Annotated in this window: 18 protein-coding genes and 2 pseudogenes; 8 read left to right on the top strand and 12 right to left on the bottom strand. The window is 42.3% G+C overall.

Going from position 1 to position 24,458, the window contains the following annotated elements; genetic code table 11:
• Positions 1–29 precede the first annotated feature (29 nt).
• The 7 genes from ACVW2L_RS19865 to typA form a co-directional block, all read right to left on the bottom strand.
• On the bottom strand, positions 30–3,806 hold the full coding sequence (locus ACVW2L_RS19865) for a T9SS type B sorting domain-containing protein (protein ID WP_457129694.1): 3,777 nt from the start codon (positions 3,804–3,806) through the stop codon (positions 30–32).
• A 121-nt stretch (positions 3,807–3,927) separates the two neighbouring features.
• Entirely contained in the window at positions 3,928–5,424 is a 1,497-nt protein-coding gene (locus ACVW2L_RS19860) for a lipopolysaccharide biosynthesis protein (protein WP_457129693.1), read from the bottom strand.
• Positions 5,425–5,434: 10 nt separating this feature from the next.
• Positions 5,435–6,199 (bottom strand): TylF/MycF/NovP-related O-methyltransferase, encoded by a 765-nt coding sequence (locus ACVW2L_RS19855; protein ID WP_457129692.1) that lies wholly within the window; start codon positions 6,197–6,199, stop codon positions 5,435–5,437.
• Positions 6,199–7,326 carry a glycosyltransferase gene (locus tag ACVW2L_RS19850; protein ID WP_457129691.1) on the bottom strand — a complete coding sequence of 376 codons (1,128 nt, stop codon included), beginning with the start codon at positions 7,324–7,326 and terminating at the stop codon, positions 6,199–6,201. Before ACVW2L_RS19850 ends, ACVW2L_RS19855 begins: the two co-directional genes overlap by 1 nt.
• Complete coding sequence (locus ACVW2L_RS19845; RefSeq protein ID WP_457129690.1) at positions 7,326–8,012, bottom strand: class I SAM-dependent methyltransferase; 687 nt, start codon at positions 8,010–8,012, stop codon at positions 7,326–7,328. Before ACVW2L_RS19845 ends, ACVW2L_RS19850 begins: the two co-directional genes overlap by 1 nt.
• 65 nt (positions 8,013–8,077) lie before the next feature.
• On the bottom strand, positions 8,078–8,833 hold the full coding sequence (locus tag ACVW2L_RS19840) for a hypothetical protein (protein WP_457129689.1): 756 nt from the start codon (positions 8,831–8,833) through the stop codon (positions 8,078–8,080).
• Positions 8,834–8,934: 101 nt separating this feature from the next.
• Entirely contained in the window at positions 8,935–10,743 is a 1,809-nt protein-coding gene (gene typA, locus ACVW2L_RS19835; RefSeq protein ID WP_457129688.1) for a translational GTPase TypA, read from the bottom strand.
• Between the two features lie 180 nt (positions 10,744–10,923).
• Between typA and ACVW2L_RS19830 the strand changes: the two genes are divergently transcribed.
• Together ACVW2L_RS19830 and ACVW2L_RS19825 are read left to right on the top strand one after the other, a co-directional pair.
• On the top strand, positions 10,924–11,079 hold the full coding sequence (locus ACVW2L_RS19830; protein WP_457129687.1) for a FeoB-associated Cys-rich membrane protein: 156 nt from the start codon (positions 10,924–10,926) through the stop codon (positions 11,077–11,079).
• Between the two features lie 67 nt (positions 11,080–11,146).
• The gene (locus tag ACVW2L_RS19825) at positions 11,147–14,506 is read left to right on the top strand and encodes a glycosyltransferase (RefSeq protein ID WP_457129686.1); all 3,360 of its coding nucleotides are present in this window, start codon (positions 11,147–11,149) and stop codon (positions 14,504–14,506) included.
• A gap of 88 nt (positions 14,507–14,594) precedes the next feature.
• On the opposite strand, the gene ispF is transcribed toward ACVW2L_RS19825, so the two are convergent.
• A complete protein-coding gene (gene ispF / locus ACVW2L_RS19820; RefSeq protein ID WP_457129685.1) occupies positions 14,595–15,077 on the bottom strand; it encodes a 2-C-methyl-D-erythritol 2,4-cyclodiphosphate synthase in 483 nt (160 codons plus the stop codon).
• Between the two features lie 2 nt (positions 15,078–15,079).
• The gene (gene porV, locus ACVW2L_RS19815) at positions 15,080–16,243 is read right to left on the bottom strand and encodes a type IX secretion system outer membrane channel protein PorV (protein WP_457129684.1); all 1,164 of its coding nucleotides are present in this window, start codon (positions 16,241–16,243) and stop codon (positions 15,080–15,082) included.
• A gap of 250 nt (positions 16,244–16,493) precedes the next feature.
• Between porV and ACVW2L_RS19810 the strand changes: the two are divergent.
• A pseudogene (locus tag ACVW2L_RS19810) lies at positions 16,494–18,144 on the top strand (SUMF1/EgtB/PvdO family nonheme iron enzyme).
• A gap of 103 nt (positions 18,145–18,247) precedes the next feature.
• Here the strand turns inward: ACVW2L_RS19810 and ACVW2L_RS19805 are convergent.
• Together ACVW2L_RS19805 and dcd are read right to left on the bottom strand one after the other, a co-directional pair.
• Positions 18,248–18,529: an ATP-dependent Clp protease adaptor ClpS gene (locus ACVW2L_RS19805; protein WP_457129683.1), complete on the bottom strand. Its 282-nt coding sequence runs from the start codon at positions 18,527–18,529 to the stop codon at positions 18,248–18,250.
• Between the two features lie 40 nt (positions 18,530–18,569).
• Positions 18,570–19,105: pseudogene (gene dcd / locus ACVW2L_RS19800) on the bottom strand (dCTP deaminase).
• A gap of 73 nt (positions 19,106–19,178) precedes the next feature.
• Between dcd and ACVW2L_RS19795 the strand changes: the two are divergent.
• From ACVW2L_RS19795 to ACVW2L_RS19775, 5 genes are all read left to right on the top strand, one after another.
• Positions 19,179–19,817 (top strand): 4'-phosphopantetheinyl transferase family protein, encoded by a 639-nt coding sequence (locus ACVW2L_RS19795; protein ID WP_457129682.1) that lies wholly within the window; start codon positions 19,179–19,181, stop codon positions 19,815–19,817.
• Between the two features lie 3 nt (positions 19,818–19,820).
• On the top strand, positions 19,821–20,543 hold the full coding sequence (lipB, locus tag ACVW2L_RS19790; protein WP_457129681.1) for a lipoyl(octanoyl) transferase LipB: 723 nt from the start codon (positions 19,821–19,823) through the stop codon (positions 20,541–20,543).
• A gap of 86 nt (positions 20,544–20,629) precedes the next feature.
• A complete protein-coding gene (parS, locus tag ACVW2L_RS19785; RefSeq protein ID WP_457129680.1) occupies positions 20,630–21,037 on the top strand; it encodes a type II RES/Xre toxin-antitoxin system antitoxin in 408 nt (135 codons plus the stop codon).
• Positions 21,034–21,495, top strand: coding sequence for an RES family NAD+ phosphorylase (locus ACVW2L_RS19780; RefSeq protein ID WP_457129679.1), 462 nt, complete (start codon positions 21,034–21,036; stop codon positions 21,493–21,495). Before parS ends, ACVW2L_RS19780 begins: the two co-directional genes overlap by 4 nt.
• Positions 21,496–21,558: 63 nt before the next feature.
• Complete coding sequence (locus tag ACVW2L_RS19775; RefSeq protein WP_457129678.1) at positions 21,559–22,263, top strand: SGNH/GDSL hydrolase family protein; 705 nt, start codon at positions 21,559–21,561, stop codon at positions 22,261–22,263.
• Between the two features lie 52 nt (positions 22,264–22,315).
• Here ACVW2L_RS19775 and ACVW2L_RS19770 read toward each other — a convergent pair whose 3' ends face one another.
• Entirely contained in the window at positions 22,316–24,427 is a 2,112-nt protein-coding gene (locus ACVW2L_RS19770; protein ID WP_457129677.1) for an LruC domain-containing protein, read from the bottom strand.
• Between the last annotated feature and the right edge of the window lie 31 nt (positions 24,428–24,458).

Below are 24,458 nucleotides of genomic sequence, written 5' to 3'. Positions count from 1 at the left end.
ATTAACTTATTGTGTTTAAATCCGCCGTGTTATTTTACAACAGCCACCCATCCTGATAATCCCTTTGTACCGTTTTTCAGGTCGATGGTATAATAGTAGTTGCCAAATGGTACAACTCTGCCGTTATAACTACCATCCCACGCTTTTGAATATCCGATGCTCCTATATAAGAGCTCGCCATTTCTGTTAAATACAGAAACAACACTGCCGCTGTAATTACTTAAACCAGAAATTTCCCACACATCATTTATACCATCGTGATTAGGTGTAAAAGTATTCGGTGGGGCTATTTTAGGATACACTTTTACAAAAACATCATCGAAAACAATAAAACAATTATTGGCACTGGTTACGGTAAGAGTATAAGCGATGCTTTCGGGGGGAGACGCAGTAGGGTTAGCGATATTAGGATTATCCAGATACAAGGTGGGCGACCAATTGTATTGCAGGTCATTCCCTGTTACCACAGCATCAAGCAACACGCTGCCACCCTTTAATATTTCTTTGTCCTTGCCGGCATCAACCGTTGGTGGCGGTATAACATTAACCGTTGTAGTAATTGTGGTACTGCATAATCCATTTGAAATCGTTAGCGTGTATAGCGTGGTAACGGTGGGCGATGCCACCGTATTTGATGAAGTGGTATTTGAAAGCCCAGCTGCTGGAGACCATTGATAGGTAAAATTGCTGTCTCCGCCGATTGGATTTAACGTGGTATTTGCACCCTGGCAGATGGTCACTTCAGCCTGTAGGGTTATAACAGGCATTACATCAACAGTTATCTTTATAACATTGCTGTTTTGCGGAATATTACAACTGCCCGAGGTTACTATGCGGCGAAAATAAGTGGTAATTGTAACGGTGGGTGGATCAAAATCTTTTGCTATCGCTCCACCAATATTGCTGAAAGCAATACCATCGGTTGAACTTTGCCACATGTAGGAGTAGGTGCCATCACCACCCTCAGGCGTGCTCCCTACAATATTACCGGGCTCTCCGCTGCTACAAAAAGAATTGATAACAGGAGAAGTTATTGTGTTATTTGCAACAGCGGGGTCAATCCGTATAACCACCACATTACTTATAAGTGGTACTACACACACAGCAGAACTAACTATCCGTCGAAAGTAGGTCGTCATCGCTATTGACGGCGGATCATAATTATTGGTTATGGCGCCCGGGATATCTGCAAAATGAATATTATCCGTTGTGCTTTGCCATTGATAAATGTAAGTAAAAGCACCTGGCGGAATGTTTCCGGTTATTACCCCGGGATCTGCGTATACGCAAAAAGTTGTCGGCAATTGTGCTGATATTGTGTTAGCTGATACAGTGGACTGTACCTGCAGCTGAATGATATTGCTCGCTGTTTCGCAGGAGCCTGACCTAACTTTGCGACGATAATAAACTGTTGAATTAATAACCAATGGATCATGGTCTTTAGATGTTGCGCCGGTTATATCTGTAAAATTAATTCCATCCACGGCACTTTGCCATTGAAAAACATAGACACCATTGCCGCCTGTTGGCGTGCTGCCTGTTATAACATCCGGGTCGCCATTGCCGCAAAATGCTGTAGCAGACGGAGCATTGATCTGGTTATTTGTTATAGCCGGCTGCGCAGAAAATTGTATCATGTTACTTAAGGATGTTGCGCAACTACCTGATGTAACAATTCGTTGATAATAAACTGTTGAATTAATAACCGGCGCATCAAAGTCCTTTAATGTAGCGCCGGATAGGTCTGTAAAATTAATCCCATCACTTGAACTTTGCCATTGATAAGCATAGGTGCCGACACCACCCGTTGGTGTACTACCTGTAATTGCATCAGGATCTGTGCTGCTACAAAACGAAGTTGTTACGGGAGCGGCTAATTGATTATTAGCTATTGGTGGCTGCACACTTATTTCAACTATATTGCTTATTACATCACACCCCCCCGATGTTACTTTTCTTCGATAATAGGTTGTTACGCTAATAACTCCGGGGTCAAGATTGTTTAAAGTTGCGCCGGTAACGTCACTAAAATTAACGCCGTCGTTTGAATTTTGCCATTGAAACGCGTAGGTGCTGTTGCCACCTGTGGGAGTACTTCCTGTAATAACAGCGGGATCTCCGCTACCGCAAAACTGGACCACAGACGGAGCGGTAATGACATTATTGGCAATGGTGTTTTGTTGATTAATTTGAATTGTGTTACTGCTAATATCTAAATTACAATTGCCTGAACCAACCATTCGCCGAAAATAAGTAGTGCCCGTGGCACTTGGCGGGTCGTAATCTTTTCCAGACGCACCCGGAATATCAGCAAAATTAATTCCGTTGGCAGAACTTTGCCACTGATATGTGTAAGTACCCACGCCGCCGGTTGGCGTACTGCCAAGTATTACCGCGGGGTCAAAAGGGCCGCAAAAGCTTGTTATAATCGGTGCGGTGATAATATTGTTAGCCAACCCTGTAGCGGAAGGAGTGTATTTGGCGAGGAAGGCATCACGAGTGGGACTTGTTGCTGTTAAATTATAAGATGTGCACCCCGAAACATCGAAATTAATAGTTGAGCAGAAGGTGCCGGAAAATAATACATCATTGTTGCCGTCAATACCAACCGCCCGTCCCAATGTATTGCCACAACTGTTATTCCCAGCCGTAACCGCCCATTGGTAATCTCCGTCAATATTATATTTCAGTAAAAAAAAGTCACGCTGCCCGTGATAATTTATAATAGCAGAACCCATAGAGCCATCAAAATCAACAGTACCATTAAAATACCCTGAAATATACACGTTATCGTTTTTAACAGTAATTCCGTTATTTGATACAGACGCATTTGATCCGTCTACCCCCTTCGCCCAAATGAAAGAACCGTCTTGCGCATATCTGGCAATAAACATAGCCTGGCCTGCCGCAGCGTTCAATGTATTTCCAGGATCAAATGTTACAGTTGAATACGTTCCCGTGGCAAATATATTATTGCTACTTCTATCAACGGCAATGTTAGTGGCTGTGTTTCCGGTAATTACTTTTACCCAAATTAACTGACCGGAGGAAGTATATTTGGCAATATATGATGCCGTGCCCGGCGAAGATAAGTTATAACTCGCACCTAAGGGGTTAAAATTAACGGTGCCACTAAAAGTACCTGAAATAATGATGTCTTTGTTGTTATCCGTTTCTATTCCAACGCCCTTATTATCGCCGGATGCCCCAAGGCTGAAAGACCACAAATAGTTGCCCGCGGCATCATATTTAGCAATAAGTCCATTGAATGTTCCGCTGGTAGAATAGGTTACAGTGCCCACTTGAACAGTTTGTTGAAACTGGCCTATCATAATTCTGTTACCATCTTTATCTATTGCCACTTTGTTTCCGTAGTCGGCACCCGAACCACCTATAGACTTAGCCCATAAAAAGTTACCATTAGCGTCCAGATTGATAATGAACATATCGAAATCGGAAGCGTTATTAAGCGAGAAGACGCCCGCACCTGGATTTGCGTCTATAGGTGAATTGAACTGACCAACAATAGTAACATTGCCGTTATTATCTAAATCCATTCCGCTTGGCTGGTCAGTACCTGCCCCTCCCATTGATTTAGCCCAAATCAGATTACCATTCGTATCATACTTTGCAACAAAAGCATCAAAGCCTCCTGTAGCTGTGAGATTAAAGGTGCTGACCGAAGGATCAAAATCTATAATTCCTTCAAAAATCCCTGTAACATAAGTGTTATTTTGTGCGTCAACCCGTAAATAAGAAGATATACACGAGCCGGAACCGCCGATATCACTCACCCATTTGGGCACAGACGGCGTTATCTGGCAAATAGCAACAAACGGCAGAATTAATAGAAGAAGTAGAAAAAAAAGTTTATTCCTTGCAATCACATCATTAATGGAATAGGCACTTACAATTTAGCAATATAAATTAAATAACCCCGATACTTTTCAAGGTCTTATCAACCTTTTCGTTTATATCAGGCGATATTTTGAACAGGTAAGTAAGTATGCTATAACATGCCGCGGTTGTGCCGCTACGCAAAATTATATCAAGCCAAACATTGGGCATTCGCCAAAAATAATAACCCACAGCCAGGCTAACCAGCGAAATGCCGAGCACCGCGATATGCTTATAACCAAAAGGCTGCATTTTAAACCTGTATTTTATGTAAAACCAGGTTATAAAATTTAACGAGCCTATAGAAATTAAATAAGCAAGCGCTGCGCCTAAGCCTTTATAGGTAGGGATAAGCAGGAAATTTAAGCCTACGCAAATTATACTGGCCACCAACACCATTAGGGTAACTAACCTGTATTTGTGCGATGTTGAAACGATATAGGTATTCAAGCCGCCTGTTATATCCACCATAAAACCCAGGCCTATAACAATAAACAAACTAAAATACTTGGGATCTGTAAACTCCTGATTGCGTACCAGGGCATACAAATTTTCTCTATTTACAATTACACCTATAAAAAGCAGCGCGCCAATAGCCATTTGCACAATAGACGTTTTATAATAAACATCGGCAATATTGGCCAGGTTGTTTGATTTCCACGAATCGGCAACCAGGGCATATGTTGTACGGCTAAGCGCCTGTGCCGGTACGCTGATAATGATAGCGATATTAAAATACCAGCTATAAACTCCCTGTTCGGCTTCGCCGGCCATTGAAGTCAGCATCAGAATATCAATCTTTTGTAACGATACATATACCGCGCTGGATAATAAAGTAAATAAGCCAAAACGTACCACTTCGCGTTGTTTTATGGTTTTAAAACGGTAGTCGTTAACCTTGTAACTAAACTTGCCACTGGCGGCTATGCTGATAAGCAGCAACAGCGATATGGCACCGTTAGCGGCTATGTATAGCAATATGAACTGCTGAAAATTTATCCACTTAAAAATTATCATTACCAAAAAAGCAGATGTGAGTAAACGCAACAGCACGTTTTGCAACACATTTGAATAAATGGTTTGATAAATGATGCGGCCCGTCATTTCCAGGTAGTTGAACGCAACTATAAATAACGACAGCGGTATAAGCAAATAGTAGTACTTAACAAAGAGCGGCGATTCATTAATATAAGCCGATACGATTATTGGCCTGAATATTACGTAAAGGCCTGTGGCAGCTAAAAAACCAACAACAGAAATTATGGCCGACCAGTGCATAAAACCACTATGTAGTTTATCATCTGTACGGTAAAACGGGAAGTATTTGGCCAGTATACTTGGTATGCCCATAGACGCCACCAATGAGTATAATACCGATATGCCAATGATAAGGTTATAAAAACCATACTCGCTACTGCTTTTAGGGAAGACGGATGGGAACAATAAAACCGTATTAAGATACGCTATGACCATACCCGCGTAGGATACGATGGTATTTTTATAGGCCTGCGCTTTTACAATCCCCATTTAGGTAATACTAATATTTTATGCCGATACGGCCGGTGTAGTCGATGCGGTTTAACAATAACGGTAGTTTCTCAGATTCAATATATTCATCAACTGCTTTGCGTGCGCCTTCCCAATGGCCGTAATCGTCAATAATAATAACGCCGCCCGGTACAAGCAAAGGGTAAAGGTGCTCCAATTCATGTTTGGTGCTTTCGTACCAATCAGTATCCAATCGCAACAACGCTATTTTACCGGGTAGCGTTTGCGGGATGGTGTCTTCAACCTTACCTTTTACGTAGTGTACTTTAGCTGCCGGATACTTAAGCGTACCGACATTTTTTTGAACCTCTTCTAATGCCGAGTAGCACCAAACCGATGTAGCGTCTTCTTTAACACTGCTGTCTAACAAAACATCGGCAGCAGTACCGCTCAGTTCTTTATCATGCTCCGTTGGTTCAGACATCCCCTCAAAGGTATCGTATAAATACACCGTACGGCTGGTATCGCCTGCTTTAATCAGGGTATCAATAGCTGCCATTGTGCTGCCACCGCGCCATACACCGCACTCTACAAAATCGCCTTCAATGTTGTTCTTAACCAAATAATTTACCGCGTTACATAATGATGCTATGCGCTCGGGTGTAGTCATGGTGTAGGTTTTTACCTTGCTAAATGTGTCTACCGTTTCTTTGTCAAAATCAGCAGGCAAGCCATTCTTTATCAGCCGTTCATCGGGCTTTACAAGATCATAACCAAATTTCTTAAGTGTATTCCGTACCAGTTGTCTTACCATTACTTTTTATCTTTTACTGCCTGCCTAAGTGCGGCAGCTAATGTATTTATCCTATCACTTATATCATAATTTTGGCGTATGTGCTGCGCCTCTTTAGCACCAAGCGAAGCGGCGAGTTGTACATCTTCCGCAATTTTTATCATGTAGTGCGCCATGCCCTTTATATCGTGCTCAGGCACAAGGTAACCGGTTTCACCGTTTATTACGGCTTCTTTTATTCCGGCGTGTTGTGTACTTACAATGGCAAGGCCCGATGCACCCGCTTCTAATATGGTGTTAGGAGTTCCTTCTTTATCACCATCAGTTGCGGTAACAGAGTGCTGAACAAAGCATCGCATTTGCTGCATTAGCGCCTGGATCTCGTTTTTTGACAGTACGCCGGTAAAGGTTATTTTATCTGATAGTTTAAGCTGCCCGGCCAGTTCCTTTGCCTGAATAAACAACGGGCCATCGCCTACCATCCATAACCGGGCATCGGCTACATTTTTTGAAAGTATAAAGAACGCCTCAATAACAGATAACGGAGACTTTTTCTCTACAAAACGTCCCACCGTCAAAAAGTCCGGTGCCGAATCGCTCAGGTTTACTTCGGTGAAAAGATCTGTATCAACACCATATGGGTTTAAAACGACTTTCTCTGCCGGAGCACCTAATTGCTTTAAACTCTCCACCATTTCGTTGGATACAGCAACAATGGTACTTGCATATTTAAACATGGTACGGTATAAGTCGTGATATTTTGCTACTGTCCCCTTGTGGTGTGCATCAGCTCCGTGGAAATGAACAACCATGGGCACGTTAGCTAATTTGCAGGCCTGCGTTATCATGGCTCCTACCATTCCGTATTCGGCCAGTACAACGTCAATTTTCTCGCGCTTTAAATAATTGCTGAGTGCTTTTGTTCTGACGCCAATGTTCTGCCGCTTGAATAAACGTTTTTGTATCAGATAGCTTATTACTCCAAAAACAGACTTGATCAAAAACTTCCCTTCATGATTATAAACCGGAAAGGCCCCGCCGTAAAGCACTTTTTTGTTTCCCGGAAGCCTGTCTATGTGTGCTTGTATAAAGGTCTCAGAAAAAGTGCCTTTGTTTGGCTTTATGATACATAAATTAAAATCTTCCATTAAATGGATGGCTTTTGAGCTATCACTACATATAATGAAGCGTCCCTGTCGCGCTGCGGCTGTGAGTTCATTTTATTGAACAACCTTATTTTTAGCTGCATAACAAAAGCAAAAGGCGGCACTAAAAACTTAGGCAGCTTATTAATAATTGCATCCTGTAATAATTGTAAACCGCTGGCTGCAAGCCCCATAATGCCATGAAAAGATTTTACCTCAAATCCCGAGTCCTCAACTGTTTTGCGTAGACCCGCGCTTGTCCACCGCCAGTAGTCGTTAGGCGTTGGATGGTAATACCAATAACCATGGGTAGTTAAAATAATAGAGCCGCCTGGTTTTAATATGCGCAATGCTTCTTTGAGATAGCCAGAAGGCGAATCAACATGCTCCAGTACTTGGTTGGATAAAACTATATCGGCGTAGTTATCTGGCAGCGTTGTTTTGCTGTCAAAATCAATATGATGCTCTGCTTTAGGATTCATATCAAGATCAACGCCTAAATACCTGCCAACATGCGGTTCAATAACCGACCGGTAAGGCATATCGCCGCAACCAAAATCAACCAGCAACAGATCTTTTTTATCGGCAGTTAATTGATAGATAGTTTTTAAAGTAGCATCACGTAAATGCGTAAGATGTACATAACGCGGATGAAATAAAGAGGGTTGCAGGCGATCGTTACCTTTCATCCGGCTAAGATAATTGTTTTATCAGGTTTATTAAAGCGCAATTACAGTGCATAAGCGCATTGCCCTTAATGCTTTTTATACACCAATAGATAATTGGTTTTTGCCACTGTGTCTTTATACCACAGCTTAAGCGAGTCGGCTGTTAGTTTTTCTACTATGTATGATTTTTCCCAGCGCTTGTTTTTATCTAATACCAGGTTACAATCGGGCTGCGCTATTCCCCACGTTCCTTTAAACAGGAAAGCGTTACTTGTCAGTTCATACCCGGCGTCGGTATTAAATTTTATATACCCCGCCGGATAGCTTATCTGCCTGTTGCTCACGCCTGTTGGGTCATAATCAACAGTGCGGGTCTCAACATTATCCCAACGGTTCTCCAGTTTGTTCATATCAGGGCACATAAACGTTGCAAAATGCAGGGTTGTTGTAATAGCACCAACACGCTCACTTATAATAAGCGAATCGGTAGTTAATTTCTTCACCTGGTAGGTATGCTGGTTTCCGTTGGAAGGCTTTAGTACAAAATTGCAGTTTTCGTCAACAAACCATTTACCTTCCGCAGGCTGCGTGTCTCCAAAAAGTTTATACGTAGCGTTAAAATTGATGTTAAAGTAGCCATAAGCGGGAATAATGGTTGTCTTTTTCACGCCCGATTCCTGGTTATCTATCCGGGTGTAGACAGCGGCCCACTTTTTCTGATAGTACAACGTGGAATTACGCAGGCAAACGTCCGCGTCAATTACCGCTTTAATTTCTTTTTTGCACGCGCTAAAGCATACGCACAGCGAGATTAAAAGAAACAGGGGGTATCTTCTTTGCATCAGGTTATTTAATCAACGCTGCTAATATACAGCGTTTTATGATATAAATAAAAAAAGCTCCATAAAGGAGCTCTTTTTTATCATTTTATTAAAAAGTCTGGTTATGACTGGAACTTCTTAGCGTTTATTCTGCGTTCGTTCTCGTTAAGGAAGATCTTGCGCATGCGGATGCTCTGAGGCGTTACCTCAATGTATTCGTCGGCCTGTATATATTCCATAGACTCTTCTAACGAGAATTTGATAGCAGGCGCTATACGTACGTTGGTATCGCTACCAGATGCACGCATGTTGGTTAACTGCTTGCCTTTGGTTAAGTTAATAACCAAGTCGTTATCACGTATGTGCTCGCCTAATACTTGTCCTTCGTAAATATCAACTCCCGGATCAACATGGAAACGACCACGATCCTGTAATTTGTCAATAGCAAAAGCAGTTGTTTTACCGGTATCCATTGATACCAATACACCGTTTGAGCGGCCGGGGATAACACCTTTCCAAGGCTCGTATGCTTTAAATCGGTGAGCCATAATAGCCTCGCCACCTGTTGCAGTTAATACGTTGTTACGTAAGCCAATAATACCACGTGCTGGTATCTCAAACTCTAAGTGTTGTAAATCGCCTTTAGGCTCCATTACTAACAGGTCGCCTTTGCGTTGGGTTACTAACTCAATTACTTTACCTGCAACATCACCCGGTACGTCTACCGTTAAAACTTCAACCGGTTCGCATTTAACACCGTTGATCTCTTTAACAATTACCTGTGGCTGCCCTACTTGTAACTCATATCCTTCGCGACGCATGGTCTCGATCAATACAGATAAGTGAAGAATACCACGACCGTATACCAGGTATGAATCTGGTGATTCTGTCTCAACAACTTTAAGCGCCAGGTTTTTCTCCATCTCTTTGTATAAACGATCACGTAGGTGACGTGAGGTTACAAATTTACCCTCTTTACCAAAGAAAGGCGAAGTGTTGATGGTGAACAACATGTTCATGGTAGGCTCATCAATATGGATAACTTCCAATTGCTCCGGTTTTTCAAAATCGGCAATGGTATCGCCAATATCAAAACCATCAATACCTACAACTGCACAAATATCACCAGCGCTAACTTCGGAAGCTTTAACCTTACCTAAGCCTTCAAAAGTGTATAGTTCTTTTATTCTTGTTTTTTGGATGGTGCCATCGCGTTTTACTAACGATACTGCCTGGTTTTCTTTAACAACACCGCGTGCAACACGACCGATAGCGATACGGCCCACAAATGAAGAATAATCTAAAGATGTGATCTGCATTTGTAAAGTACCTTCGCTAATTGGCGGCGGTTGGATGTTTGCTATGATCGCATCCATCAACGGGAAAATATCTTCGGTTGGTTTTTTGTAATCTGTACTCATCCAACCTTGTTTTGACGAACCGTAAATTACCGGGAAATCCAGTTGATCTTCGGTAGCGTCAAGGTTGAAGAACAATTCGAAAATTTGCTCGTAAACCTCTTCAGGGCGGCAATTTTCTTTATCCACCTTGTTTACAACCACAATTGGTTTTAAGCCTAAAGCCAAAGCCTTTTGGGTTACAAAGCGAGTTTGAGGCATAGCGCCTTCAAACGCGTCGCAAAGTAATAATACACCATCAGCCATTTTCAACACACGCTCTACCTCACCGCCAAAGTCGGCGTGACCAGGTGTATCAATGATGTTAATTTTAGTACCCTTGTATACTACAGAAACGTTTTTTGAAACAATGGTGATACCACGCTCACGCTCCAAATCGTTATTATCAAGTATCAACTCACCAGTTTCCTGGCCCTCGCGGAAAATTGCACAGCTGTGCAGGATTTTATCAACCAAAGTAGTTTTGCCGTGGTCAACGTGTGCGATGATCGCAATGTTTCTTATATTTTGCATGAAATGCCTCTAAAATTTGGCGCAAAGGTAACGTTAATTTACTTCATTAAAAAGCTTTTAATGCTTTTACTTAGTTACTTAACTTCAGCACAAAGTAAAATTAACTTCAAACACAACATATCCGTGCTATAATCGTATATTAATCAGTACGTATATATTTATTATACTATTTTTGCAGCAATGAATATCCAAACCATAATAGTAATTCTTTTGTTTGCCGGAGCGCTGTTTTACGTTGGCAGAATGGCATACAAAAAGTTATTCACCAAAAAAAGCTGCGGCGGCAACTGCAAGTGTGGGGTTGATTTTTCCGCCATTGAGCCGCAGAATAAGTAATATCCTTCAGTTAGTCTGTTGGCTTTACTAAACTTTTTATCTGATCCTTTAACTTTTATCTGTTTTAATGCGGCATAAACAAATTTTTCAGGCTGACACACCCGAGAGATGGAATCGCTTTAAGTGGACAAGTCGTGTAATATTACTTGTATTGATCATTGGCGTTATAGCCGCTGCCATAACCGTTACCTCGCAAAGCTATCCGGAACTCCCTAACCTTAACCCGGCCCCAAAACGTATCAGCGACCAGGATTTAGAACAATACAAAAAATCAACGCGCTATAAAGATTATAAAATAGACAAACGGCAACTTGAAGTACTGGAAGCCAAGCGCCGCAGCCAGCTTAAGCATGCCAATAATAAAGAGCGTATAAACGCCGCGTTTTACCGCGAATGGGAATCGCAAGCCTATAACTCTTTAAAAGAAAACATTAGTCAGTTAGATATGGTGGTGTCTGAAGGTTTTTTTATAAAACCGGGTGCAGATACCGTTGAGGCCCGTATTGATACCGGCCTGTTGCACATAAACAAAAAATACAACAAGCCAATTGTTGTTTCTATATCCAACTATGTTAATAAAGATAACCAAAGCGGTTATTTTGACACAAAAGATGTTGTGCGCATTACATCTAACAAAGAGCTGCGAAAAATCTTTATAAACGGCCTTGTTAAACAGCTAAAAAAATATAATCTGCGTGGGGTAAACCTGGATATAAACAACCTGCCCGATAGGAGTGACGGAGCCTACCGCGCTTTTCAGGAAGATCTTTATAATATACTCCATCCACAGGGCTTTTTGGTTACGCAAAACGTAATTCCGGATGATGAACGTTACGATCTGAGGCACTTGCAGCGCTTTAACGATTACCTTTTTGTTATGGCGATGGATCAGCATACCGAAGAGAGTAATGCCGGCGATATATCACATCAGCATTGGGTTGAGGAGCAACTTGACCGTGTTTGCGAGATAGTGCCGAGCGAAAAAGTGATATTAACCATAGCAGGCGGTGGCGTAGACTGGCCGGAAAACAGTGAAGGTAATGCTGTTGGCTACCAGGCTGCTGTAAGCATTGCGCAGCAATTTCAGAGCAAGGTTGTTTATGATCCTGTATCTGCTAATTTACACTATAAATATAGACAGGCTGACAGCATTGAGCATACCGTATATTTTGTTGATGCCGCTGCTAATTTTAATGTTATGCGCATGGCTGATGACTGGGGTACTGCCGGCATTGCACTTTGGCGCTTAGGGGCTGAGGACCCGCGTTTGTGGAAGTTTTTCCAAAAGAACCTGGCACTGGCATCATTAAAAAAGACGGGTTTTGATATTAGTCCGTTGGATAACGTAGCGCTGAACAACAAAATTGACTACACCGGCGATGGCGAGGTACTTGAGATAATTACCACCCCATCCAGAGGCAAAATAAACCTGAAGCTGGATAAAGAGAATTACGTTTTTACCGACCAGACGTACATAAAACTGCCTACCAAATATGTTATTAAAAAGTTTGGTTACAAGCGGGGTAAAGTTGTTTTAACTTTTGACGACGGCCCCGACCCTGATTTTACACCGCGTATTTTAGAGATCCTTAAAAAAGAAAATGTTCCCGCCTCGTTTTTTGTTGTAGGCGGCATGGTTGAAAAGAACATCCCTCTTTTAAAACGCATTTTTAACGAGGGGTATGAAATTGGCAACCACACCTACCTGCATCCGGATATATCAAAAGTTAGTTTAGACAGGGTGATATTGGAGCTTAACGCTACCCGTAAACTGATCGAGTCTATAACCGGGCACAGTACCATCCTTTTTCGCCCGCCGTTTAATGCTGATGCTGAACCGCAGACGCTGGACGAGGTTATTCCGGTAGCCGAAAGCCGCAAACAAAACTACATTACCATAGGCGAATCTATTGACCCGCGCGACTGGGAAGAAGGCGTTACTGCGCAGCAAATAATTGACCGCGTAAAGCAGGATTACGATAAAGGATCAATGATACTACTGCACGACGCCGGCGGCGACACCCGCGAAGCTACCGTACAGGCTCTGCCAGAGATAATTCGTTTTTATAAACAGAAGGGGTATGAATTTACCACCATTGCCGACGTTTTAGGTAAAACCAAACAGGATTTGATGCCACCTATACAGGATGATGCCGACAGCGGTGTTATCGGCTGGTTTTATGACGCCGTTGTAGTGGGGCTTTTTTATGGCAACATGTTTCTGTTCTATGTATTTATTTCGGCTATTTTCCTGGCAATTGGGCGCATTGTGCTCATCGGCATATTAGCGATTAGGCAGCATACCGAGAATAAAAAGGAGAAGAGGCCCCAAACTGCCCTATCTGTACCGGTGAGCATTATAGTGCCTGCTTATAACGAAGAAGTAACCGCCCTAAAAACCATAAAAAGTCTACTTAACACCGATTACCCGCTTTTTGAAATAATATTTATTGATGACGGATCAACAGACAATACCTACAATATTATAAATGAAGAATACGCGGATAATCCCTTAGTAACTGTATTAACCAAACCTAACGGCGGCAAGGCATCGGCATTAAACTTTGGGATAAGCCATGCCAAATATGATTTTACGGTTTGTATTGATGCGGATACACAGCTAAAAAATGATGCTGTTTACCACCTGATGACCTATTTTACCGATGATGAAATAGGCGCAGTAGCCGGAACCGTTAAAGTAGGCAACGAAAACAACATTATAACAAAGTGGCAAGCCATTGAGTACATTACGGCTCAGAATATGGATCGCCGAGCTTTTGATCTGATCAACAGTATCACCGTCATTCCCGGTGCTATTGGCGCGTTCCGTAAATCGGCTATAGAACAGGCGGGCGGCTTTACATCTGACACGCTTGCCGAGGATTGCGATCTTACCATGCGCATTTTAAAATGCGGCTATATAGTGCGTAACGCTGCGGAGGCCATTGCCTACACAGAAGCACCCGAGACTTTAGAAGGATTGCTTAAACAGCGTTTTAGGTGGAGTTTTGGTGTGATACAAAGCTTCTGGAAAAACCGCAAGGCCTTGTTCAACAAAAAATTCAAGTCTTTTGGAATGGTGGGGATGCCAAATATTCTGATCTTCCAGATCATTCTGCCGCTGTTCTCACCCCTTGCTGATCTGATGATGATATTCGGGCTGTTCGGCGAAAAGCCCGAGAAGATCTTGATGTATTACGTTCTTTTTGTTGTGATAGACTTTATCGTTTCTATCATAGCCTTCCGCATGGAGAAGGAGAATTACAGAAAACTTATTTACATCATTCCGCAGCGCTTTATCTGGCGGCAGTTAATGTATTATATCCTGTTCAAGGCTATCCGCAGGGCGTTAAAAGGCGAATTAAACGCCTGGGGCGATCTGAAACGGACGGGGAATGTTAAGGGCGAAATGGTAGGTAAAGATTAGTTATCGAAGAATAAAGATTAGCTTTTTTGAGCTCCGAAATCTATTTCACGATGAAATAAACCGGACAACCAATCTTCAATCTTTATTATTAAATTTTTTCAATCAAACAAACAGCATAAGCAACTACGCCCTCCTGCCTGCCTATAAAACCCATTGTCTCGTTGGTAGTAGCTTTTATAGAAATATCGTCCTCGTCAATACCGGCAGCGGCGGCTATGTTTTTTTTCATAGCGGGGATGTGCGGATTGATCTTGGGTGCTTCCAAACATACCATGGCATCAATATTACCTATCCCCCAGCCTTTATCCTTTAACAATTCCAGTACATGCTGCAGTAGTTTCAGGCTGCTTATGCCCTTCCAACGGTCGTCAGTATTTGAAAAATGAAAACCTATATCGCGCAGATTGGCAGCCCCTAAAAGAGCATCACAAATGGCGTGCAACAAAACATCAGCATCAGAGTGGCCGTAAGCGCCAGAGTGATGCTCGAGCTTAACCCCACCTAAAATAAACGGATGTTCATCTTTTAACTGATGCACATCAAAACCAAACCCAACACGTATCTTCCCCATAATTATTTTTTACTGCCAAAGCTAATTCCGAGCGTTATTCTGAGCGTATTGGCTAAAGGGCTGTTTTTTTGGCTTGCTGCCAGGTAAGAAAAATCAAAGCGGTAAATATCATATTTAAGGCCAACCCCAAGCGTAGCATACTGCCTGCCGCCTTTTGATGGGTTTTCGTAAAAATAACCGGCCCTTAACGCAAACTGCTGGTTGTACCAGTATTCAAGTCCGGATGATATACTTACTTCCCTAATTTCTTCTTTGAAACCACCGGGCGCATCAGTAAATGAACCAAATATACCCGAGGGAACCGACACGTTATCGTCGCGTCCCGAGATAATAGAGCCGTTGGCATCGCGCAATGGCGGCGTTGGTACAAGCAGTTTATTAAAATCCACAGTAGCGGTAAGCTGGCTGTAATCATCAATGTTCCAGGTATCTGCAACGCCTAACTTTAAATTGGTAGGCAAAAAGTACGATGGCCCACCCTCTGAATATTTAACCTTTGTACCTATGTTTGATATATTGGCGCCGAAAGAGAAAATGCCATCGGTACCAAACTGTTCCATCGGTTTTTTGTAAAACATAGATATATCTGCAGCGAACGCGTTGGCAGGTTTTATACCCTGGGTTGCGCCTGAAGAAAACGAAGCGTTTGACAGATCTGAATGGATAAACCTCATGGTAAGCCCTAATGAAAAATTATCCCCAAACTTACGAGCCAGCGAAGCATCTATGGAATACTCGTTGGGGCGATAGGTGCCTTGATTAAGCTGATTATTATCTACTAATTGTATAGTGCCTAAATTAAAATACCTTACAGATGCGCCAATAACATTCCGCTCATCTAATTTATGGGCAAACCCGACGTATGACAAGTTTACATCGGGCACTAAACGCCTTAGCCATGGGCTGTATGAAGCGCCTACAGCGAAATCATCTTCAATAAAAGCGAGTTTAGATGGGTTCCAGAAATTTGAATTGGCATCGGCTGATATAGCTACGCCCGCCTCGCCCATTGCACCAGATCGTGAATCAGGAGCGATATTTAGAAAAGGCACTGCGGTAGGAATTGCGCCAAAACCGCTTCCATCGGTATTAGTTTGCGCCATTACACCTGCAGGCATTACCATCAGCAAGTATAAAAAAGCTATCCCACCTATAAAAAACTTCATCGTGCTACAGATTTAAATTAACGGATAAATATAACTGAATTAAATGCTACCCACCTAACAAGATTTTTTTTATTCCATCCTCAGCATCTGCAACATGTTAAAGGTAAATAGCGTTAAAATGCGTACGTAAAACATACATTATCAGCAATGGTAAAATTTTGATTAGCTTTTTACTTTAAAATAATTAAATTTACCCCTATATATATTTATTAAATTTATCCCCCTATAACATATATACAACCGTAAAAATATGAAATTACTTTTTACTCGTACTGCTTTAGCGCTGTTGGGTGTTGCAATGTTAGCGAGCAGCTGTAGTAAACAACGGTCTGAAAAAACGGGTATTCCTTATGGCGACAAAAAATTTGGATATCAAAAATTCAGGCAAACCCACCCTGCTCCGGGGTCGGGCCTTGTTGCTATAGAAGGTGGTACATTTGTTTTAGGCGGCAGTGCTGACCAGGACGTTACATTTGAGTATAACAATGTACGCAGACGGGTAACCATACCCGCGTTTTATATGGATGAAACCGAAGTTTCAAATCAGGATTGGTTAGACTACCTTTCATGGATACGGACTACCTTTCCTAATGACCATGAACTTTATTACAATGCACTGCCGGACACGCTGGTTTGGCGCAGACCGCTGTCATACAATGAGCCTTATGTAAATAACTACCTGCGTCATCCTTCATTTCAGGACTATCCGGTTGTTGGTGTTACCTGGGAACAGGCTAAAGAATACTGCCAGTGGCGCACAGACCGTACTAACGAGTTTATTTTACAAGAGCGCGGAATTTTAATAAATCCACGCGACAAAAAGAACAGCCAGCTTATAGCTGCCAACCCTGACGGGCAGAAAACTCCGTTTAATACGGATATGTATCTTAATAATCAGGTAAGAGGAGTTGGTGTTGACGGTAAACGTATGCCAGTTAACTTAAATCCGACAGCAGACCCTACTGCACCACTTGGTTCTAACCAGAAGCAAGTAAGGCCGGTACGTGTAGAAGATGGTATTTTAAACCCAGCTTACCGCCTGCCTACCGAAGCTGAATGGGAATATGCTGCCTTATCACTTAACGGCAACACGCAATTTGAAAATATAAACGATGGCAAAATTTATCCATGGAATGGTTTAGGTGTGCGTTCGCCTGAAAAAGGAACCAGGGGTTTAATTTTAGCCAACTTTAAACGCGGTAGCGGCGATAATGCCGGTGTTGGCGGATATTTGAACGATAAAGCATTTATTACCGGCCCTGTTAGATCTTTCCAACCTAATGACTTTGGTTTGTACAATATGGCAGGCAACGTTAATGAGTGGGTTGAAGATACCTACCGCCAAATGTCATTTGAAGATGTTGACGCATTTAACCCATTCAGGGGAAATCAATTTAGCGATAAACGTTTGGCTAATGCAAGTACAGGCCAGTATGCCAAAGATAAATATGGCCGCCCGATAAAAGACCCTGCTAAGTCTTCAGAAAAAAATGACCTATGCTGAATTGATAGCGTCGCAACGTGCTGATAGCCTGGCTAACGTAACTGCTGCTACCGGCAGGCCGGCTGTAGCTAATCAAGGCGTTCCGTTTGTAAATAAAGACAAAGATCCATTGGCGGGCAAGGCTTATAGTGCAGATGCCCGCGGTTTCAGGGATACTGTTAATGCCAACTTATATGGCATAACCACTTTGGTGAATGATCGCTCTAAAGTTTACAAAGGTGGCTCATGGAATGATTTAGCCTATTGGTTAAATCCGGCTACCCGCCGTTTTATGGATCAGGCTGATGCCAGCGCCGAAGTGGGTTTCCGTTGCGCGATGGACCTGGTTGGCGCTCCGGAAATAAACCCGAGTGGCAAACCGCATTTCAGCGTAAGAAAATCTAAAGCGGGCCGATAGGTCTCTAAGAAACAGAAAAAATTTTCACTCATAAAAAGAGCCGCTGTAAATATTATAGCGGCTCTTTTATTTTTATATATCTTGTTGCTAAACAAACACACACCTAATCAACAGAAACTGTCAGTCCCTCCTGTTGTAAAATTTTCCGATAGATCTCCATTTCGGTAAATGAACCTTCCAATACAGCGCATTTGCCTTCGTTGTGCACCTTCCACGCAATTTTACCCGCCTGGCTTTCGGTATAATCAAGGTATTTCATCATGCAGTGTATCACATGATCAAAGGTGTTAAAATCATCGTTCCATAATATTAAACGATGCATTTCCTTTAAGCTGGCCAGCAGTTCTTCCAGCGTGAAGGTTTCTTCTTGGGTTTGAGTAGGCATTAGGGGAGCAAATTTACTCAAAAAGCATAAAAAACCTGCATTAAAACGTATTCTTCCACATCATACTCTCAACAGGCCGTGTAGACGGGTTGGTATATTTGGCGTTGGCCTTCTGGCTGTAGCTGGTTTCTACGTCACCGTCAACTACAAAATATATAAGCTGGCCTATTGGCATGCCCGCATAAATACGCACAGGCTGTAAGCACGATATTTCAAGCGTCCATGTATTACAAAAGCCTACGTCGCCTTTTCCGGCCGTGGCATGGATATCAATGCCCAAACGCCCCGTGCTTGATTTTCCCTCTAAAAAGGGAATGTGCTTATGGGTTTCGGTATACTCCATGGTTACCCTAAATACAGCGTGTTGGGTTGCAACACAAAGCCCTCTTTAGGTATCTCAAATGCGTCAATCTCGTTATGCATTTTCGCGTCGAGCATGCGGTTACGGTAGGTAGCCATATGCTTGCCTAAATGAACATCATAGGAGTTTGAACCCAAACATTCCTGCTTAAAGGGCTCAATAACAATGTGTCCATTGTCTATCTCTTCCAGAATACGCTTGTCGGATAAAATCATTGGGGTATTATTTGGAGGGCTAAAATTAGAATTATTTAACATAAGTTTGCCACGCTTTTTGCAATTTTACTTTATGGCCATAGCATACCGCCAACGGATTGATGAGGATACGGAGTTTGCGCTCTGGAAAATTGAAGAACAAGCTGATGAACTATACAGGCAGCTGCAGCTTAACGGCGAAGAAAAGGCTTTTGTAGAAGGGATAAGTAACGGTAAACGGCACCTTCACTGGCTTGGTACCCGGGTTTTACTGCGTAAAATGCTGAACACCGAAGAATATATAGATTGCCGCGTTGATGAACATGGCAAGCCCTATCTGTTTACTTTGCCTTACCATATCTCTTTAAGCCACTCATTTGACTATGCCGCCGTAATGATAAGCCGCAAAAGCCCGGTTGGTATTGACGTTGAACAGATAAAACAAAAGGTAGAACGCATTGCCCACAAATTTATGCGCCCACACGAACTTGCATTTATTGAGCCGCAATACAAAATTGAACAGCTATATGTGTGTTGGTGTGCTAAAGAAGCCGTTTACAAATGCCACGGGCAAAAAGAAGTATCATTTGCTGATGATATTTTGTTACAGCCTTTTAAGTTTGCCAACAAGGGTGCGCTTGAAGCGGTATTGCAGAAAGATGAGGTTAATATTAATTACACCGTAGGTTACCTACATTATGAAGACTATATGGTAGGATATGTAAAGGGATAAGTGATGCAAAACAAAAAAGTTGAGGTGCAGGATTGGGGTTTGATGGATTACAAAGCGGCCTGGGATAAACAGGAAGCCATATTTGCTGATACCATAGCTATAAAAACCGCCATACGAAATAGAGAACATGTAATAACTGCTGACGAGGAGCACTGCGATCTAACACCTAACTATCTTATATTTTGCGAGCATCCGCATGTTTATACGTTAGGAAAAAGCGGCAAAACCGAAAATTTACTGCTTGATGATGCCGGATTGGAAGAAAAGCACGCCAGCTTTTACCCAATAAACCGCGGCGGCGATATAACCTACCACGGGCCGGGGCAGTTGGTATGCTACCCTATATTAGACCTTGACAATTTTTTTACCGATATACATTTATATCTGCGCAAGCTGGAAGACGCTGTAATACTTACATTGGCTGATTACGGTTTAACGGCTGGGCGCTACCCCGGTTACACCGGTGTTTGGTTTGATGCCGACAATGCACGTGCGCGTAAAATATGTGCTATGGGGGTGCGCTGCAGTCGTTGGGTAACAATGCATGGTTTAGCACTCAATGTTAACAGCCATCTGGATTATTTTAAAAATATAGTTCCCTGCGGGATTGATGACAAAGCCGTAACATCGATGCAAAAAGAACTGGGCCACGAAGCAGATTTAAAAGAGGTACAGTTAATATTACAGCAGCATATTGCTAAGCTGTTTGATATGAAACTGACGTAAACCTTTGCATTTAAAGAAAACTTTTTAAAAATTTTACTTGTTTATCTTTGACAAGTGCCGTAAATTTGATGACAGATGTCAAAGATATGAGCAAAGTAAAAAAATATCCAATTGGTGATGATGATGCCTTTGATCTGGCCAATATGGTTAGAGAGGGTGTGCCATATCCTTATTTCACTAAACTTTCTACTCAAATTAATTTTGGTTTCGAGGAGTGGTCGTCATACCTGCATCTTTCTGAACGCACCATCCAGCGTTATAAAAAGGAAAAGAAATCTTTCGATCCTATCTACTCTGAAAAAATACTACAAATTGAACTGCTATATAAAAAGGGAAATGATGTTTTTGGCGTAGCCGATAACTTTTATACCTGGATGGATACCAAAAGCATTGCCTTAGGCGGGGTAAGGCCTAAAGATATGCTTGATACCTCTTTCGGTATAAACCTTATTTATGATGAGTTGGGGCGCATTGAACACGGCATATTTGCATGATTGTTTACCGGCTTAGCAAGCAGGCGTATATTAATGATCTTTCGGGCTATGGGGCCGAAAAAACCGGAGGCAGATGGAACAGCAAAGGTATACCCATTTTATATACAGCGGCATCGCGCGCGTTAGCTGTGGTTGAAATAGCGGTTCATGTTCCTCTGGGTATTATTCCTACCGATTATTATCTGGCAACAATTGAAATACCCAACAAAGCAAGCATTCCCCGCGTAGAAATTGCCGATCTGCCTGCAAACTGGAACAAAAATCCGTTTACAAAAACCACCCAGTTAATTGGCGATGGTTTTATTAAAAGCAACAAGCACTTAATGGTGCAGGTGCCATCAGCAACCGTTACCGGCGATTATAACTACCTTATTAACCCTCGTCATCCCGACTTTAAAAATGTACTAATAAAAAGTGTGGATGCCTTTGAGTTTGACTTGCGACTGTTTAAGAAATAACGCTTTGGACGGCCAAACATCTAAAGCGGCATACTTTTCGTATGATTAGTATAGGGGGTGTTTATGAGAACGTTTATTTCTTTACTATTATCAGTTATAGCGTTAAGCGGATGTGCTAAAAAAAGCGAATTCGACAATGAAGTTTCCAATGGGATATATATAAACCCTTCTGCTAAATATCTGGCCCTGGGCGATTCATATACCGTGGGACAGTCTGTACAACTTGATTTATCTTTTCCTTACCAGCTTACCCGGCAGCTGGGCAAAGATCAAACAGGAGACCCAAGTATAATAGCTGCTACAGGTTGGACCACAGCTAACTTAATGAACGCGATAGATCAAAGCGGTGTACAAAATAAAAAATTCGACATTGTTACCCTGCTTATAGGCGTTAATGACCAGTATCAGGGTATAAATTCTACCACCTATAGCAACAACTTTAAACAATTGCTCAACACAGCAATAACATTTGCCAACAATAAAGTAAACCGGGTTTTTGTACTTTCTATACCCGATTATAGCGTTACGCCTTATGCGGCATCAGCTAACAGAGCCGATATAGCCGCGCAAATAGATCAGTTTAACGCCATAAATAAACAAATGGCTTTATCAGCAGGGGTAAATTATCTTGATATAACTGATATATCAAGAAAAGCCAAAGATGAGCCCGACCTTATCGCCGGCGATGGCCTGCACCCCTCAGCTAAAATGTATGGCTTTTGGATACAACGGCTGGAACCTTTAGTAAGATCTTCGTTATCTAAATAATACAACAAGAGCCGCTCCGTTAAAGAGCAGCTTTGTTGTAGCAGATCAATTATTATTTACTATAAACATTTCCCGAACTGCGGTAGCCAGCAGCGGTATTAGTGTACCAGTCGGGATAGCTTATACCACCCGAGGATGCCCATTCATTAAAGTGAAGATATGTTGCACTTATATTAGCGCCCTCTATGGGGTAACTAAAACCCTCGCTGAAGCTTATACCCCAAGGCAAATTTTCCTTGGTTTGATAATACCTGTTTTGTGCAGGTATTGAGTTATCATCGTCTTTACCGAACAATGTTGTGGTTACTTTGTCTGTTGGCGCATAACCCGGCAAATGCGCTTCGTATCCGCGACGCAGGTCGCTTATGATGAATGGATTAAAGGCAGACGCTGTTAAAACAGAAGAGGCAACAGGCGTTCCAAATTTAACAACAACGGTTGCTGTACTACCATTGGTAACTTTATCTTTATCTGCTTTGGTATTGATGAAATAAGAGAGATCAGGATTTTTTAGCAATATCTCGTGGTTATCAAACGGAATTATTACCGCCTTACTTTGACCTGCCTCAACGCCGTTTGCAGCCAATGTAATGTAATTACTCATAAACTGCTGGCCTGTTACAGAAGTAACAGCCGATGCAGCCACCGGTAGCTGTACGCCAAAACCATTGTGGAACGATGCACCCGAAGCAGCTACCTTAAATTCGCCCTTGAGTTCAACAACCTGGTTGGCCGCGTTACTGGTAAAAGCATAACGATAATTAACAACAAGGTCGTTCAGGTCGTAGTCGCCTTTTTTTGGCCAGTTATCTTCAAAGCCCAGTGTCGCCATTTTACTTGCTGATGGGTAGTAACTTACGTAAGCTCTGGTGCCATCATTTGGGAATGCATCCAATTCGTCCAGAACCCCGTCTCCATCGCTATCGCCGCCATTGTCTATTGCCGCTACACCTGTGTTAGAAATAGCTGTTATGGGATTAGATGTAGCGTAGAAAACCAGATCATTAAAATCGTTATCAGATCCTCCGTTTTGCCGATTTTGGTCTTCGAAGCCCATCAGATATAGTTTATGCACATCATCATACAACATAACAGTATGTTTACGCAGTGCTGCGGTATTTTCAGGGTTAAATTCGTCCTGTGTAAAAAACTTGGTGCCAAGGGTACTAACGCCACTGCCTGTCCACGCGTTTTGAAGTAAAACAAAGCCAATGGTAGTGCCGGCATCAAAAGTGCCCAATTTTACTTTATCGCCTGATTTTAAACCACCACCTGATCCGTTGGCCGACGCATTTGGGAATATATAAGTTATTTTATCAATGCCTCCGAAAAGTGTACCCCCTGCAGAAGCACTTGGTGGCGATCCGGTTCTGTAAGTATAAAAGCCTAAAGTATTTTGAAAACCGGCGCCTTCAGATACGAACGTGATCCATACATCGGCCCTGGCTGTTACATTGATAACTCTTGTAGCACTATTGTTCAGGTACTCCGGGTGAAGATTAGGAACAGTCTGGCTTTCGGGCAGAGACGCATTAACATAGGCGAGCAAAGATGCGTCTATCACATCTGAAGTAGTTTCAAGGTAAGTCGGCTTACCCTGATTAACAGGTGCAGCAAAAGCGTTAGCACTTGAATAACCGCTTGGGTAAGCGTATTCTGTGCCAAGCAAACCATTAACCTGCCTGCCACCATTGGATGTAGGAGTTAAAGGCGTATCATTTATTGCATCAGGCACTATGTCGCCACTATAGCCCGCTTTACCGCCTATAACAGCCGTTGTTGCGTTATTATTCAAGCTAACTGTTACATTGCGCATTAAGCCTACGTATGCCGGGTCAATAACCAGCCGGGTATAATACGCCGGAACGTTAATAGTCGCCGTTATTTTACCTGAGGCATCGCTAACACCTTTAAAAATAGCAGCATCGGCGCTAGTATTGTCAGCTGCATATACACTTAATACCACGCCTTTAAGTGGCCCGTCATTATTATCGCGCAGCGTGACATTAACCGTTACGTTTTTTGAGCTGGAAAAATTAAAACCATCAGGCGCTGCTTTAACTACATTTTCCGGAGGGTTTTCGGGGATCTGATTATTTTTGCGGCATGATACAATGCTACCTGCTATTGTAACAGCGAGAATGAAGGACGTAAGTTTTCTCATAAACTTTCAATTAGTAAGTAAAACTTATACT

This window comes from Mucilaginibacter sp. HD30 (assembly GCF_054061755.1).
Note: the sequence above shows the minus strand (reverse complement) of the source record. Positions and strands in the feature narration are given on the sequence as shown.